This window comes from Coleofasciculus sp. F4-SAH-05, assembly GCF_040222985.1.
In the GTDB taxonomy this organism is placed as follows: Bacteria; Cyanobacteriota; Cyanobacteriia; order Cyanobacteriales; family Coleofasciculaceae; genus Coleofasciculus; species Coleofasciculus chthonoplastes.
In genome coordinates this window covers 1-16,376 of sequence record NZ_JAVKBY010000054.1, presented here as the reverse complement: position 1 = coordinate 16,376, position 16,376 = coordinate 1, and the positions used below count along the sequence as shown (strand labels likewise).

Below are 16,376 nucleotides of genomic sequence, written 5' to 3'. Positions count from 1 at the left end.
TGCGAAGTCGAAACCCAACCTACGCTCTATCAAAGGTTTCGGCGATTCCTTAATGCAAACCACCCATAATTCGTGCCGTTTGCCTCGCTTGTTGCGAAAATCCTTGACTTTTTTGAATTCTTCAATTATGCGAGTAAGCATGATTTTTTTGAAATTGAAAAAAGTGAGCTTTTCTTAATTTTACCGGAAAAAGTTCACTTTTCTTTTAAAGATTCCCCCGGACTTTGAAAACCCCCTGCTATTCTAGGGGGGCGGATGGTCGATGAGCATTTGTCGGTTGAATTTGGAAATGTTGCAGCAACCGTTAGGCATGGTGATTCCGGTTGCTGATATGGAAGCTGGGTTAGCGGCTTATGAGGAACACTATTATCAGGCTTATCGGCAGTTAATGCTAAATAAGCTGGGATTTGAGCAAGTGAATGAATCACAAGGGAATGAGTTATTGAAAAGGACGATTGAGTTGTTAAAGGAAACTCAGGTAGGATATCATGCCTTCTTCACCGAATTAACCCAGCAGTTTCACCCGAGTTGGCGCGATGATGTCTCACAAATTTTTGATCAGGTCTCATTTTGCCAGTCGGCTGAACAGCAAGTGTTGTTAGCTACTTGGCGCGAATTATATCATCATATTTTGCAGGATTTGTCAACGGATGAGTTGGCGAAAATGGCTGAGCGGTTACAGGAGAAGAATCCGAAAACTGCATTGCTACGACCGATTATTGAAGAGGTTTGGGCAGCTATCGATCGCGACGATAATTGGCAACCGTTTGATGAGTTGGTGAGACGCTTACAGAATAGCAATGGTGCAGGCTCCCTCGCGTTTTAACCGAGGGAGGTCACTGAGCTTTGTCGAAGTGATGAAACCGAGCTCGGCGTTTAGCCTAGTACAAGAAGGCAGAAGTACGAAGGCAGAATGGGTAGCGAGCAAGATGCTCGCACTACAGGGATTTCGCGATTATTAACATTAAGGTTTAAATGCCGAACAGCTTAGCTGCTTTTAGGGAGCTTGTTAACTGGTCAGTTATTTCTGCCGCGCTGCACTAGGTTTATGTAAGGGCTGAAATCAGTGTTATTATTTCAAATAAATCAATAAATTCAGCCCTGGAATAGTACGAGAAAGTGTCCATAATAACAGGGCAATATAAGCAAGACCCAAACCCCACTGATACCACGCCAATGTACTAATAATACCGGGAATATGTTCATCTCTCAAGCGAATATCATTAAAGCCAAACTTGAGTAAATTATTAAAACTAAAGTCATAATAATTCAGCCAATTCCAGCGGCGATCCCAAAGAATCGGCATATAGCGATCGCGGAAAAAGCCAAACCGAGGCATAACCGGGAGGCGTCCAATCAGCAGGCGTAATTGCCGCATCCCCCCATCTTCGACAAAATAGGTGATATTGAGCATATCATGATAACGCCCTTGACGATACAGTCGCCACACCAGCAATAGGGGTATCGGAAACAGAAGTCCCGCCAAACACAATAGCGTCAGCCAGGGTTGTTCACTGGTTTGAAAAATCGCGATCGCACCGCCCACAGTAGCCGCCGCCCCACTCCCCACCATGTAAACTGTTTCTATAGAGGTGGGTAGAATCGGTTTAGGGTAACGTCGCCGCCAACGGTCAAGCAACCAAAACAGCAATCCGAAATACGCGATCGCAATCATTCCCACGCCGAACACTAAGCCAAAACTGGTACCATCGGCACTTAATAGTAGCAGTAAACTCAATTTCGCCCAGTGCAGAGCATCAATTAGCCAATGGCGCGATCGCACAGTGATATCCTCGCGACCCATTAACTGGAGAATGCTACCCAGTAAACGCCCCCACAGTTGTTCTCGTCGTAATCGTTCCCGGAGATAATCTAAGGAATTCGCATCGGGAATTTGTTCTTGTTCGCGAAAGTTGCGGACTAAATTCCGCAGTACATCTTCATTCCCTTCAAGTTGGGGAACGGATAGAATTTGTCCCACATGACCCGCATCACCAAAAATTTTAGCTTGGTCGGAGTCAAAGGTCATCCCAGCGACTTTAACATAAGCATTAGGGGAAAAGCGGGTATTACTGAAATCCAGTTGATCCAGTAGACTTGCATCCCGCATTGAAATCGGTTGCTGAAACTGACTTCCTCGAAAGCTAGTGGATTTTTCCCACGTCGCCTCGGTGAGTAACAACGACTGAGTAAACCGACTCTTACTTAACAACGTGCGATCGCGCCAAATCACTTGGGAAAAATCGGCATCTTCTAGCCATTGGCTTCCGGTAAAATTAGCAAGCTGGACAAATTCCGCCTGACTAAAATTCCCAGTCCCATGAAACGTAGACCGACTAAAATTGGCTATACCTTTAAACTCCACCTGAGTAAATCCAGCTTTATCAAAGAAGGTATCACCGCTGAAGTTAATATCTCGACCAAACGTAGTGTTACTAAAATCAACAGATTGGCTAAAACGACTCCCCGACCAATCGACTTCCTGGATAAACACAGCCTCAGCGACTTCTAAGCGTTGCAGAAAGAAGGTATTGGCAAAATTAATCGCACCACTTAGACGAGTTTGATTCAGTTTAAGCGTCCCCCGAAAGACAGTAACTGAGGAAAATTGGTCACTGGCTTCGGTAATAAAGCGGGAATCTTTTGCCAATTTTTCTTGTTCCTGTTCAGTTAACAAAGAAGGTAACGTGGCTTGGGAGAGGGCGGTTTGCAAGCCTAATTTGCTAGCCGTAAACTCTCCTTGAATCAAGGATTCACTTAAGTCTAAAGCGAGAGGGGTTTGAGAACGAGTCAGCTTGCTTTGCAGGTGTTGGTAGAACTGATCCCGAAAGTCTGTATTCTCGTTGGTTAAGTCAATAACAAACTGATGCATATCAATTGTGGAAACACCTTCGCTTTGAATCGGGGATTCTAGGCGTTCTTCCAGGAGTTCCAGGGTTAACGGTTGACGTTCTGGAGTGGCTGCGAAGGCGGGGAGGGGGATGAGGAGGAGGAGAAACGTAAGCAGGAATCCGAGGAGTCGCTTGGGGAAAGGGTGTAAGAATTGAATTGGGTTCAAGGCGATCGCATTGTTAAAAGTTCGTTCAATTATTTTACTAGGTTACCCATCTCCAGATTTTAGTTCGTTTGATAAGCGCCGCAAAGCCAACCACTTGCTGAAAGTCCCGTTGATAAGCGAGGAACTTGGTTTTCGCGGTTTGTCCGGTGAGGGTAGCTGAGGGGATTTGCTCTAATTGATCAATTGCTGAACGCCATTGTGCGAGCGCGTTTTGTTTATCAGTCTGTATTAACCCATGATTGGTCTGGCTTTGATGGGGCGATTGCTGTCCAGCTCAAACATCCGTGATCGCTAAGGGCATCAAGTCGGCTATAGTATTTTGCTCTCACTTTGATTCCCGATGTAAACTTGACTATACTAATCAGGCTAGGCTACAATGTTTCCCTTATGCCTTGGTTGGATAAATGGAGTAATGTAACAAAAAATGGAATTTTATGGAGTGTTTTTCAAGGAGACGCTCACTCGGTTCTATTGGATTTGCCAAGTAATCATTTTAATTGTGTGATTACATCTCCTCCATACTACTGGTTACGTGATTATGGGGTTGAGGAACAAATTGGACAAGAGACAACCGTTGAAGGCTATGTCAGTGCAATCGCCTCTGTCATGGATGAAGTCAAGCGGGTACTGAAGGATGATGGAGTCCTTTTCCTCAACTTAGGTGATACCTATTATTCAGGTAAAGGAAAATCTCAAGGAAGGGATCGCAAGAGCAGTAAACGTCGATTTGGTTTAAGAGCGGTTGATAAAAGCGGTGGTTTAGGAATTGGGCTGCAACCTAAAACAATTATTGGGATGCCTTGGCGGGTTGCTATTGAAATGACAATGCGAGGTTGGGTTCTACGCAGTCCTATTATTTGGCATCGAAAACATTGTCTGCCTGAATCCGTTAAAGATAGACCTCGACGTAGCTATGAATATGTCTTCATGTTTGCTAAAAACAGACGTTATTATTTCAATCGCTCAATGCTTGAAAAAGAAGAAGAGGAAGATCTGTGGACAATTGCTGCACGTCCTAAACCAACTAATGGCATCTACACGGCGCCATTCCCTGATGAGTTGGTTCAAAGATGTCTTGATATTGGATGTCCAGCCGATGGGGTTGTTCTCGATCCATTTGCTGGAGGTGGAACTACCCTGAGAGTGGCGCTACAATCAGGAATATCTGCTACTGGAATAGATTTAAACCCTGAGTTTTGTAGTTACATGGTTAATACATTATGTGGTCTCTGAGGGCTATATGTTTCTCAAGGTAGAACAAATCAAAGAATCTCTTGAGCCTCTCAAGTCTCTTCATCCCTTTTATGGGATAACCTTTCTAGTGTGTAAAAAAGCCCGTTTACCAGTTGGTTATACCATTCAATTTTCCATCAATGCAAGGGAGACGGAGTTCCTCCATGAGTATTTCAAACCGGAACCAACCTCTAAACACCCTTACCAGGTCTTCAAAACTTCTAATCCAAGCAATCGTTGGCTTTCACCAAATTATGCTAGCTCAGGCTCTCAGAGTACAAGGACGAGAGGGGATTTAGCTCATGCATTTATTCATGATAAAAACACTAATATCTGGGGATGGCAATCGAATTATGTACAAGTACTTCACGAGCATTTAACTCGATCAAGAGAGAGTTTGATTCCAACTTTTTATTTAGCTGTATGGTTATATAGAGAAAAAAAGTGGTCTTCAGATGCAACAGCTCAAGATATTCTTGATACTTTCTTTGCGGATTTTTTGATCACAGAGCAGGAGAAGGAGTCACTTTTTGATGCTTCCATTCCTGACGATACTGTGCTAGATAAGTTGTTTCAAAATAAAAAAATATCTTCAAGAGATTTACAGGTGATTATTGGTAAACCGCCTGACTCTGATCCAGAAGAAGGTGGAACGCTACACCTCTTAGAAATCCAAGGAGTAGGACCTGCGAAACGATTAATCTTTCAACCCGGAAAAAGGCTTTCGTTAATCACTGGAGACAATGGGCTAGGAAAAACGTTTCTGATTGATTGTGCGTGGTGGGCTTTAACTGGTAAATGGGCAGGATTGCAGGCATATCCTACGCTAAATTCTAGAAAAAACGAACCCGTCATAGGATTTAAAATCTCTGGAGATTTTGAGTCCGAAACTATAAGAGTCTCATACGATTGGCAAACTCAAAGCTGGAAACCGCCTAAGCAGCGACCGACTATTCCTGGTTTACTCGTGTATGCGAAAGTCGATGGCTCTTTTGCGGTGTGGGACTCGGCTAAAGAATATCTAGCGATTCAAGAACTTGGAGATAGTGATACAAATCCACGTCCATTTGTTTTTACCAAAGATGAAGTTTGGGATGGGCGCAATATTGAAGTTGGAGGTCGAAGAACTACATTCATAAATGGTTTAATTCAAGATTGGATTCAATGGCAAAGTAGACCTAAAAACTCTCCATTCAGTACGCTTGAGAAAGTTCTAGAACGATTATCTCCCCCCTTACAAAGTGATTTGGGAATTTTAAAACCAGGAGAACCTGTCAGAATTCCCTACGATGTTAGATCTATACCAACGATTGACCATTCTTATGGCACGGTTCCCATCGTTTATACTTCAGCAGGTGTTCGTCGTGTTATTACACTTGCCTACCTGATTATCTGGGCATGGGAAGAACATAAAATTCAATCCAAGCTGATTCGCAAAAAACCACAGAAAAAGATGGTGATTTTAATTGATGAGTTAGAAGCTCACCTCCATCCACAATGGCAAAGGGTGATTTTATCAGCTTTATTGGATGTTAGGGAAGATTTAGCTACTGACTTACAAGTGCAACTGATGGTTGCTACCCACTCTCCCATGATTATGGCATCTGTGGAATCGAAATTCGATGAGAAATTAGATAAGTTATTCCGTCTAGATCTTGCTAAGAGTGGCTTAATTAATAACGAAGTAGATTTGGTTCAATTACCCTTCATCCGTCAAGGGCGAATTGATGCTTGGCTTACATCAGATGTTTTTGGTCTTAGACAACCTCGTTCTATTGAAGGAGAGCAGGTTATACAAGCCGCAAAAGCACTACAAGAAGCTGAAAATCCGAGTTCACAGGATGTACAGAAGGTTTCAGATAAACTGAGAAAATACTTAGCCGAGGATGATGAATTCTGGTCTCGGTGGCTATTTTTTGCAAGGCAACATGGAGCATCGTTGTGATTCCTGTTCAAGAAAAACCTGAACCAACAGATTTTGAAAGCAAAGTTAGATCAAAAGGGAGGAATTTCTTACAACAAGTCCCTTACCCAAAAAATTGGGACAATCGGGAATATTGGAGAAATTCGCTGAAGGATCTCTATAAAGCTTATAACGGGGTTTGTGCTTACTCTGCCCAATGGATTCCCGAAACTGAAGGAAGTCCCACTGTTGATCATTTTATTCCCAAAGCCTTTAAACCGGAGTTAGCCTACGAGTGGAGCAATTTCCGCCTATCCTGTTTAAAGATGAATGCCAGAAAGAAAGACTTTCAAGATGTTTTAGATCCATTTCAGATTCAGTATAGATGGTTTATCTTGAATTTTCCTTCTTTAATCATCAAACCTGGTCTCAATCTAGAACCATCGATTAGAAGTAAAGTCGAGAGTACTATTCAGCGTTTACAGTTAAACAAAGAGGAAACTATAAATTCTAGATTTTATTGGCTGATGCGATATTGTGAGAATAAATTTCCGTTTGAGTTTTTGCAAGAGGTTGCACCATTTATTGCTTCTGAGTTAGAACGTCAAAATCTTGTTGACTCGATCGCGTCTATCATGTCAGTCAGTTGAGTGACTTTTGTTTGACTACTGACCGTTTCATCTGTATCTAAAATGAGCGGCGCGATCGCTTGACAAGGTTTCGGTTTTGGGGGATAATTTTTTAGAATGGGAAAATGTGCCAGCCTATAGACTCGTATTTGACGTTTGAGGAAAGTCGGTAGGTTGGGAAAACCTCAGGAAAACTTCACTAGTTTTAGTCCATTTTAATGGGCTTAAGCTATAAGCCAAGAACTTGAGTTCTTGGCGGGTGTCGGGGCTTATTTTAAATTAGAAGACAACAAGGCTGCGAGTTGGGTTTTAAACTGATTCAATTCAAACAATTCAATTGTTCTTTCTCGTAACCATTCTGGATTGTAAATCATCTTATTAGTATAGTTACCTTGGATGATTTCAATGAGTTTGGTAGCAATATCCTCTACATTATTGGGATCAACTAAGCATCCTAATTCCCCACTAGCCAGAGGTTGAACAGAACCATCTTGATTACCGGCTAACACAGGTTTACCACACGCTAAGGCTTCTAAAAAGACAATGCCAAAGCCTTCCCCCTGACTGGGCATAGCAAACACATCACAAAGGTTATAGTGATCGCATAATTCCTCATCTGTCAAAAATCCTGGCAAAGTCACGCAATCATCGAGGTTTAAGCTGGTAATTAAGGTTTGAATCCTCGGTCTATCATCACCTTTACCCGCGAGCATATAGTGAATATTGGGAATATGCTGACGAATTTTGACTAAAGCATGGAGAATTTGATCGTAGCCTTTATGCTTAGCCATACGCCCTAGGCGAGCTACTGTTAATATTATCGGTTGATTGGGGGTTATATTATACCGTTGTAGTAAGTAATTTGGTTTAGGATTTATCTGAAATTGTTTAGAATCAAAAGTATTAAATAATATATGAATTTTATCCGTATCAATATTTTGCTCTTTAATTATTCTCTGTCGTGTATATTCACTAACAGCAATGACTTTTTCGGCTCCCTGTAATACGAGTTTGTGGGATTTTCTTTCTGTAGACCAAACCTCGATACCATGAGCAATGAACCAGTAAGGGACTCCATTTATTCGTTGAAGTATATAGCAAGCGATCGCATAGTTGATATGGGTAGATACTACTAAACTTGGACGCTGCCAAATGCCTTGTAAAATTATTGTAATTGCCAAAAGTAGAGTTTGTAGCAATCGGGGAAAATGTCCGAAATAGTGAAATTTAGTATGGGGTAGAAACTGGAGATTTTGCAGGTTTTTTGAATCATTTTTATCATATTTTATAAAAATGTCATAATTGGCATCCGGATATAACTCTTGTAATGATTTGAGCAAGAAAGCTGAATAAACCTGCACTCCTCCCTTAAATTCAAAGATATTAGGGAATATGAGATAGAAATGATTCTTGTTCAATGGGTGTTGTTGAGTCATAGTAAAATCCAAATTTATTTGAGCATTGGTTCAACGTTTGTTCCTGATATAACTGCTAGGGATAAAAAATACAGCTCAATCGTTGTAAAGGTATAGTCTTCAATGAAAAAGTCAAGCATTTGCGATGCTAAAAATAGAAGTATGGGGACAGTGACAAAATTACTCGGCTTGAGATCCGATGCTATTTTCAACAAGAAACCAATAAACATTAGTAATCCAGGTATTCCCAGTTCTGTACCTATATTTAAAAATATATTATGGGCGTGAAAACCTTTGACACCAAACACTTGTTTTCCTATATGTTCGGCAAAAACGCCTATTCCTATGCCTGTTATCGGTTGTTTAGTCATTTCAATTATAGCAGCTTTCCATAAAGCTAATCTCGACAAAGCTGTGGTTTGAGGATTTGATATTTTTGTCTCAATGGAACTCGGATGAGATTGCTTTTGACTCACTAGATTAATGGTTGTTTGAGGATTGGCTATTTTTGCCTTAAGGAAATTCTGGTTGGTAAAGTTTTGATTCAATAGCTCAAATGAAGGAAATAAATTAGGATTCATGAATCCTAATTTATAATTAGCAGCGGGATACAATAAAATGCAAATAATTAACAAGAAAGACAAGGAAATAAACTTAATGTTATTGATTATTTTTGTTCCCCTAAGTAGAACTAACCCTAAAATAAACACTAACCATGCATTTCGGCTGGTAGAAATGGCGACGGAAATAACCAACAGTAATTCGCTGATATATAAGTAAATTGTAGAAATAATTTTTTTCTGGTATAGAATCAGAGTCAAACTCGCGCCTATCGCCATTAAAACGCCAAACTGATTTGGGTTTTGCATGATTGAACCAATCTGAGGATGGAAGCTGGGATATTTGAAAAGTCTAAACATCCACATTTTGGGGAAGAATATTTCTACCCAACCTAAAATAGCTATGACTTGGATTAAAACTAATAGAGTTAGGCAATAATATTTTATGTTTTTTGGTTGGGTAAAGTTTAGTCTTAAAAAAGCAATGAATATCAAAAAATAATTGCTGTATTTGAGCGTGTAAGTTAGGGCAGTGGTGGGAAAGTTGCTAAAAAATGTACAGATCCATATCCATATATATAATAATCCGATAGCTACCAATACTTTTTTGTTAAAAATACAAAATTCTTTTAGAGTTTTGATGTCTGAGAAAATTAATACTGTGGAAAATAAAGGAAGCAATAGATAATGAATACTCAGATTAAAAGAACTAAAATAAGTAAATTTTACCCGACTCAGGAGAGATGAAACTAGTAAACCTACATAACATATATTCATGATAATATGTTTTGGTTTAGTAATCATTTTCAGCCTTTAGTAGGATGGGTTCAGGTATGATTAGAGTCATTGTAATCCCTTTGATCTCAATCTTGCCGTAATGCACCACTATACATTACCTAATTCGGGTCTGCTTCAGGGAGTTTTGTGGTGAGGGGAGGGAACTCTTAACAGGGAACTCTTAACAGTTTCAACCCCCTGATGGGGGAAGATTCTGCTTAAGCATCCTCGAAAAATACCAGGATTTCCAGCTTATGGGTTTCTTTCGCCTTGCACCTGATGCACCTTTAATCATCCCCTAACCCTTTATTTGTAAGTGTTTCAGGCTTGTGCAGCAAGCCCTAATTCATACTGCAAAAAAGGTGGGCATTGCCCACCCTACATAATTACTGCAACTGTTCAATTAACTGACGTTTTGCCGTATCCAAGGCTTCCGGTAACTTACTGGAATCTTTTCCCCCAGCTTGGGCTAAGTTGGGACGCCCCCCACCGCCACCGCCGCACAGTTTGGCAATTCCACCGATAAATTTACCGGCTTGTAGCTGCTTATCTTTGTGGATTTTGGCACTAAACGCCGCGACTAAACTAACTTTTCCTTCTGTCGGAACCGAACCTAAAATAACCGCACTTTCTCCTAGTTTTTGCTGGAGTCGTTCTGCTGCGGTTTTCAGGGCGTCGGGTTCAATGTCTCCCAGATTGGCGACTAAAACCTTGAACTCACCCACGGATTCAGCTTGACTTAATAACTGATCAGATTTGGCTAATGCCAATTCTTGTTTAACGGCGTCTAGTTGTTTCTGAGACGCTTTGAGTTCGTTCTGGATAGTGGTAATGCGTTCCGGGATTTCTTCGGGTTTGACTTTAAAGCGATCGCATAATTCTTTGACCACTTTATCCCGTAGGTTCAAATAATCCAATACCGCCGGACCCGCTACAGCTTCGATGCGCCGAATCCCCGAAGCTACCCCAGTTTCAGAGACAATTTTAAACACACCAATTTCCGCCGTGTTATTCACATGAGTTCCCCCACAGAGTTCCATAGAAACACCAGGGAAATCAATCACTCGTACCTCCGAAGCGTACTTTTCGCCAAACATCGCGATCGCACCTTTTGCCTTGGCGTCTGTTAGGGGCATAATCGCCACATCTGCGCCGTGGGCTTCGGCAATCCAGGTATTAATTTGCTCCTCAATTTGTACCAATTCCTCTGACGTCAGGGAACGGGAACAATTGAAGTCAAACCGCAGCCGATCAAATGCCACTAAAGAACCCGCTTGGGAAATAGACGGATCAACAATCTTTTTCAGCGCCGCTTGTAATAAATGAGTCGCCGTATGATTGGCTTGGGCACGACGGCGACAGGCGCGGTCAATTTGGGCGGTAACGGTATCCCCCAGATTTAGAGTTCCCCGTTCCACGCGACCAAAATGGATAAAGAAGTCGGATTCTTTTTTGACATCTTCAATCCGTACCACTAAATTATCGCCAGATAAATAACCGCGATCGCCAATTTGTCCCCCAGATTCGGCATAGAATGGGGTTTGGTCTAAAATAATCTGGATTTCCGTACCGGATGAAGCTGATTCTACCGCTTGACCTTCGACTAACAAGGCTTCAATTTTGGCAGTAGATTGCGGTTCACTATAGCCCAAGAAGGTGGTGCCATGGATATGTTCAGCCAACTTATCCAAGCTTCCCTGTACCGTCAAATCAATGGTTTCATGGGCATCTCTTGCCCGTTGGCGCTGCTTCTCCATTTCCACTTCAAAGCCTGCCAAATCTACAGGAATCCCTTGTTCTTCGGCAATTTCTTGGGTTAATTCTAAGGGGAACCCGTAGGTATCATAGAGAGTAAAGGCATCGGTTCCAGAAATAAGATCAGGCTTTTGCGCCAGAATATCTGCCAATAACTTCTCGCCCCGTTCCAGAGTTTTCAGGAATTGCGATTCTTCACGTTGCAATTCCGCTTGAATCGAATTATTCCGTTCGCGCACATTCGGATAAGCATCTTCAGCCAGTGCGATCGCGGTTTCGGCGACTTGGGTGGTAAACTCGCCTTGAATGCCAATTAATCGCCCATGGCGCACCACTCGCCGGATTAAACGGCGTAGGATATAGCCGCGTCCAATATTCGAGGCGGTAACGCCATCAGCAATCAGATGAACCACGGCGCGAATGTGATCCCCAATCACTTTTAGGGATACTTTGGTTTTCTCGTCACTTTTAGCGTAATCAATGCCAGCAATTTCAGCCGCCGTCTTGATAATCGGGAAAATTAGGTCGGTTTCGTAGTTATTGGGAACCTGCTGGAGGATTTGCGCCATCCTCTCTAATCCCAACCCCGTGTCAATATTTTTATTTTGCAGGGGGGTAAGATTCCCGTCTGCATCCCGGTTGTATTGCATGAACACCAGGTTATAGTACTCAATAAACCGGGTATCGTCTTCTAAATCGATGTCCTTGTCCCCTTTTTCCGGGTGGAAGTCGTAATAGAGTTCTGAACAAGGACCACAAGGACCCGTGGAACCCGATGCCCAGAAGTTATCTTCTTCTCCCATCCGCTGGATACGATGAGCTGGGATACCAATTTTATCCCGCCAGATGGCAAAGGCTTCGTCATCCTCTCGAAACACACTCACTATCAGGCGTTCTGGGGGTAATGCAAAGACTTGTGTCGATAACTCCCATGCCCATGCGATCGCTTGTTCTTTAAAATAGTCGCCAAAGCTAAAATTGCCCAGCATTTCAAAGAAGGTATGGTGTCGCGCCGTGCGCCCCACATTCTCAATATCATTGGTGCGGAGACATTTTTGCGACGTGGTGGCGCGGGCAAAGTCCGACTGGCGTTGTCCCAGGAATATGGGTTTAAAGGGTAACATCCCGGCGATGGTGAGTAACACGGTGGGATCTTCGGGGACTAAGGAAGCCGACGGCAGAACTTGGTGTTGCCGTTTTTCGTGGAAGTCCAGGAATTTTTGTCGGATTTGGTTACCGCTGAGGGATTTGGGAGATTTGGGCATGGTGTTTCACTCACAGACTAGGAATGGATTGGTCGGATTTTGGACGTTAGACTTACCCATCCTAGAGATAACGAGGTTTATCAGTGCGATCGTGATCCATTTTTACACTTGTTATCGATTGTTGCAGGATTTTTGGTTCTCATCCCGGTTTGGATTGTGTAGCGGTGGGTTTCACGACTATCGTTTCGGTTGCACCCAGATAAGCTGTTATGCATTTAAAGTTGGGTATTAATAACTTAGTTTTTTAGTTCCGTCAACCCCTATGCTACATATAGTCTGTAGACTTAAAAGTAGCATCTGGATAAGCTTCACGGATATAAGTGATCAGCCAAATAACTTGTCCATGATGTATGGTTAAACGATTCTTGGGACTTAACCAAGTTGTTGCATCTAATTTGAGACAGCTAAGACAAGAGATTGGTATTTCTCAAGAAGAATTAGCCGAAAAACTATAGAATTTCTCAAATCACAAATGACGTGACAAATTCGTGCTGGCTATTTCTTGAGATTAAGTCAGTGGGACCTAGAGATGATCAAGATCATGCTGTCATGTCACATAATCAAATTTCTGGAAGCGGGCGGTGGGAGGTGTTTTCTGATGGCGTTAGCAATGATGTCATTACGGCTACTGGTAAACGCGCTAACCATCCGTTTCACTGTAGTCTTCCGCCAATTTATATTTTGAGTGATGGTTTAATTGTTCCCGTTGTCATCATCATCCTCAAGCCTGTTTACAGGATGCTATCTCTTGAAGGAAATGATGATGGAGGACAGCCCTTGAGTCGAATAAATTTTGCATCTGTTCCCAATGGTCTTTTGCTACACGAACAACCGAATTATTTGATGAATTTTCCTAACTTATTTTTTCCGGGTAAAGATGAGACGAAAAAAGATCCCCGCAAAAGGCGTTGTCGAGTAAGCTTTGAAATTCTCAGCCGAATAGACTCTTGGAGATTTAGAGAAATTGATTGTTAAATTAAACAAGATTTAACTCTAACTGAAAAGAAGATAGCTCTCTAATACGCTTCTTGGCTAATTTGACATATTTAGCTTCTTTTTCAATACCAATATAGTTACGATTATGTTTAATAGCAGCTACGGCTGTTGTGCCACTCCCGATAAAAGGATCTAAAATGAGGTCGTTTTCTTCACTGATAAAAAACCACCGGGTTTTAATATTTGATAATGATTGTGGATGACTTGGCGTAGCAAGGATTGCCAAGACTCAAACGTCTCTTCCTTCTCGTAATCCTTTCCTACGAAGTATGGAGGTGACCAAAAACTCAGAGCCACACTGTTTGGCTCAATTTCAAGCATTTTGCACTCAGATCTACCCAGATATATTTCGTTGTGCTTCAGATATTCCATACAAATGGCGTTTGGGATTGGTGAAATCACGGCGAAGACGAAAAGTGATGCGACAATGCGACAGCGGCTGAATCAGTACCTCGGACCCCAGAAAACTCAACTGTTGCAAGTGATTAATCAGGAACTGATCGAACCTGCGATCGCAAAACTGAAACAACAGGGTAAAAAGGAGTTAGTCGTGATTGTCGATAACCTGGATCGGATCGATAATAGCCCAAAACCGTGGGGACGTCCACAGCAGGACTATTTGTTTGTGGATCAGGCTGAATGTTTAACGAAGCTGCATTGTCATCTCGTTTATACCATGCCCTTGGCGCTGAAGTTCTCCGATGATTATGGGGTATTGACGCAACGGTTTCCCGAACGACCGAAAATCTTGCCCATGGTTCCGGTACAGTTAAAAGATGGTAGTGATTGTCAAGCCGGAATCCGTTTACTGCGACAGATGGTTCTCGCCCGGGCATTTCCCGATTTAACGGAACAAGAACGCCTGGAAAACAGTACGGAAATTTTCGATAATTTGGAAAGCTTAGACTATCTCTGCTACCGGAGTGGGGGTCATGTGCGCGATTTGTTAAAGTTATTGAATGATTGGATTAAAAAGGAACGGAAGTTTCCCTTGTCGCGCCCGACTCTGGACAAATTAGTTCGACAATATCGCCATGAAATGACATTGAGAATATCGGATAATCAGTGGGAGTTATTGCGACAAGTGCAGCAACGGAAATGGGTGAGTGATGATCAGGGTTATGAATTGTTGATTCGCAGTCGGCTGGTGTTTGAATATTATTATGAGGATGAGTCTTGGTTTGATGTTAATCCGATTTTGGTTGATGCTTCAGAGTTACAGGGATAATAGTTGAGGTAGGGGCACCATCCTTGCGCCCACTATTTCAGCCCTCACCCCCAGCCCCTCTCCCAAGCTTGGGAGAGGGGAGAAAGAAAAGAACAAGAGGGGAGCCTTATAGAGACTTGTCCTGGCGCGTCTGGAAGTAATGGTTCCCCTTCTCCCGTGCAACAAAAGTGAAACATCCTCTCTCCTCCCCCCTCTTGTAGCCTATCCCTTACTCGCATCTTTCTTAACAATCCTGAAAGCCTTGTTTCACAAGGCTTTCAGGATTGTTTCATTCCACTATGCTTGACAAATAACCAAAAACCATTCTTGATAAAAATCAAGTTTTATTGAGAATTGGCTATGTAGGAATGGGGGTTGGAGAGGGCGAGAGCGATCGATCTCGCTAATGTTAAGAAAGATGTGAGTAATGCATAGAGAGAAAGCCGCGACCATCTCCTAATCTGGAATTATATTCGCCAAACTGATACCCGTGATAGCGCAAGGCTAAAAAGGGTCGTATGCCAACAAACTTACCAAACGCCTGGATAAAATCGGCATCTGTCACCCTTTGCGAGTCTAACCCTAAAATTGGCAGCAGTTGGTCATTACGGAACCGCAGGTGATGACAGAGAAATTCGGCGGCGGCGACTTCATCAAAATAGTCATAGCCTAGGGATTCTAACGCTCTTTCGTATTCCAGGGAGAGAAACATATTGATGTTGGTTATGGATCATTGCTAAATGCAGGAGAGTCTATTCATAATAGTCCCCTGAAGCGAGGCTATGTGGATAATACAGCCCATTGGCGGTATTCTAGTTACCGTGGATGTGATTAACGCTCTTTAAAACTGTTGAACTAAATCCTAGAATAAACCATGCCCGATTCAATCATGTACCAAGAGGATGCTTATGTTGTTCTGGAAACGAATCAACCTGAGCAATTTCTCACACCTGAAGAGTTACTGGAAAAACTCAAAGCTATTTTAGCAACACGGCAGGATACTTTACCCCGTGATTTACAGCAGTTTTCCTCCGTGGAGGAGCAAGGCAAGTATTTAATGGAAACCTCCTGTGAATTGGATATGGAACCAGGAGAGTATTTGCAATGGTATGTCGTGCGGTTGGAAAAGCCCTAGTGACCAAAAAACTCCCGACCTTAAACGTCTGGAGTTCCTTTAAAATTAACTTTTTTAACTGAATCTCTAAAACACTATCAGTAATAGACAGGTTTGTTTTTTTATGCCAATAAATTCAGAAATTATTTGATTTCGCAAAAGCATTTTTCTACATCACTGACCCGGTTGTCTCGACGGATATTGTTACGGTTGAATGATGGGTTATGCTATATCACGGGTCGATTATTACTCTGACTTTTCACGCCATTTAGGAAAATCGATATCAAACCTAACCCCCCTACCCCCCTCGTTCCCCCCTCTTTGTAGCTACCGTGTACACACAAGTCGAAGTGAGGAGTATGAATCAGGTAAAATCAGAGACAGAGAAGCGCGATCGCTAAAACTCAGATTGCCTTCACAACCTCCCAACCCTGAGAGAAGACAGACAAATGGATAACCCAATT

12 protein-coding genes and 2 pseudogenes are annotated in these 16,376 nt (G+C 42.3%); 7 read left to right on the top strand and 7 right to left on the bottom strand.

The features are described from left to right. The first annotated feature begins 262 nt into the window (after positions 1-262). Positions 263-826, top strand: coding sequence for a protein adenylyltransferase SelO family protein (locus RIG27_RS06040; protein ID WP_446343350.1), 564 nt, complete (start codon positions 263-265; stop codon positions 824-826). 246 nt (positions 827-1,072) lie between these two features. On the opposite strand, the gene RIG27_RS06035 is transcribed toward RIG27_RS06040, so the two are convergent. Then, positions 1,073-3,058 (bottom strand): pentapeptide repeat-containing protein, encoded by a 1,986-nt coding sequence (locus tag RIG27_RS06035; RefSeq protein WP_446343348.1) that lies wholly within the window; start codon positions 3,056-3,058, stop codon positions 1,073-1,075. A gap of 387 nt (positions 3,059-3,445) precedes the next feature. On the opposite strand from RIG27_RS06035, the gene RIG27_RS06030 reads away from it, so the two are divergent. From RIG27_RS06030 to RIG27_RS06020, 3 genes are read left to right on the top strand one after another with little or no spacing between them, the layout of a single operon-like run. Further along, on the top strand, positions 3,446-4,291 hold the full coding sequence (locus RIG27_RS06030) for a DNA-methyltransferase (protein ID WP_446343346.1): 846 nt from the start codon (positions 3,446-3,448) through the stop codon (positions 4,289-4,291). A 7-nt stretch (positions 4,292-4,298) separates the two neighbouring features. Next, positions 4,299-6,236, top strand: coding sequence for an AAA family ATPase (locus RIG27_RS06025; RefSeq protein ID WP_446343344.1), 1,938 nt, complete (start codon positions 4,299-4,301; stop codon positions 6,234-6,236). After that, positions 6,233-6,844 (top strand): hypothetical protein, encoded by a 612-nt coding sequence (locus tag RIG27_RS06020; RefSeq protein WP_446343342.1) that lies wholly within the window; start codon positions 6,233-6,235, stop codon positions 6,842-6,844. Before RIG27_RS06025 ends, RIG27_RS06020 begins: the two co-directional genes overlap by 4 nt. A 248-nt stretch (positions 6,845-7,092) precedes the next feature. Here RIG27_RS06020 and RIG27_RS06015 read toward each other — a convergent pair whose 3' ends face one another. From RIG27_RS06015 to alaS, 3 genes are all read right to left on the bottom strand, one after another. Then, a complete protein-coding gene (locus tag RIG27_RS06015; RefSeq protein WP_446343340.1) occupies positions 7,093-8,259 on the bottom strand; it encodes a glycosyltransferase family 4 protein in 1,167 nt (388 codons plus the stop codon). A gap of 14 nt (positions 8,260-8,273) precedes the next feature. Further along, positions 8,274-9,602: an O-antigen ligase family protein gene (locus RIG27_RS06010; protein WP_446343338.1), complete on the bottom strand. Its 1,329-nt coding sequence runs from the start codon at positions 9,600-9,602 to the stop codon at positions 8,274-8,276. A gap of 359 nt (positions 9,603-9,961) precedes the next feature. Further along, entirely contained in the window at positions 9,962-12,595 is a 2,634-nt protein-coding gene (gene alaS / locus RIG27_RS06005) for an alanine--tRNA ligase (RefSeq protein WP_446343336.1), read from the bottom strand. A 456-nt stretch (positions 12,596-13,051) separates the two neighbouring features. Here alaS and RIG27_RS06000 point away from each other — a divergent pair, with 456 nt between their 5' ends. Further along, positions 13,052-13,570, top strand: coding sequence for a BglI family type II restriction endonuclease (locus RIG27_RS06000; protein WP_446343352.1), 519 nt, complete (start codon positions 13,052-13,054; stop codon positions 13,568-13,570). Between the two features lies 1 nt (position 13,571). Here the strand turns inward: RIG27_RS06000 and RIG27_RS05995 are convergent, their stop codons facing one another. Both RIG27_RS05995 and RIG27_RS05990 read right to left on the bottom strand, forming a co-directional pair. Next, positions 13,572-13,817 (bottom strand): DNA methyltransferase, encoded by a 246-nt coding sequence (locus RIG27_RS05995; protein WP_446343334.1) that lies wholly within the window; start codon positions 13,815-13,817, stop codon positions 13,572-13,574. Further along, positions 13,724-13,963 carry a DNA methyltransferase gene (locus tag RIG27_RS05990; protein ID WP_446343332.1) on the bottom strand — a complete coding sequence of 80 codons (240 nt, stop codon included), beginning with the start codon at positions 13,961-13,963 and terminating at the stop codon, positions 13,724-13,726. The genes RIG27_RS05995 and RIG27_RS05990 overlap by 94 nt, the downstream gene beginning before the upstream one ends. Positions 13,964-13,967: 4 nt before the next feature. On the opposite strand from RIG27_RS05990, the pseudogene RIG27_RS05985 reads away from it, so the two are divergent. Continuing rightward, positions 13,968-14,819: pseudogene (locus tag RIG27_RS05985) on the top strand (ATP-binding protein); the annotation flags it as partial. 415 nt (positions 14,820-15,234) lie between these two features. Here the strand turns inward: RIG27_RS05985 and RIG27_RS05980 are convergent. Next, positions 15,235-15,510: pseudogene (locus RIG27_RS05980) on the bottom strand (protein adenylyltransferase SelO family protein); the annotation flags it as partial. Between the two features lie 162 nt (positions 15,511-15,672). Between RIG27_RS05980 and RIG27_RS05975 the strand changes: the two are divergent. Beyond that, complete coding sequence (locus RIG27_RS05975; protein WP_446343330.1) at positions 15,673-15,933, top strand: chlororespiratory reduction protein 7; 261 nt, start codon at positions 15,673-15,675, stop codon at positions 15,931-15,933. Positions 15,934-16,376: the final 443 nt, after the last annotated feature.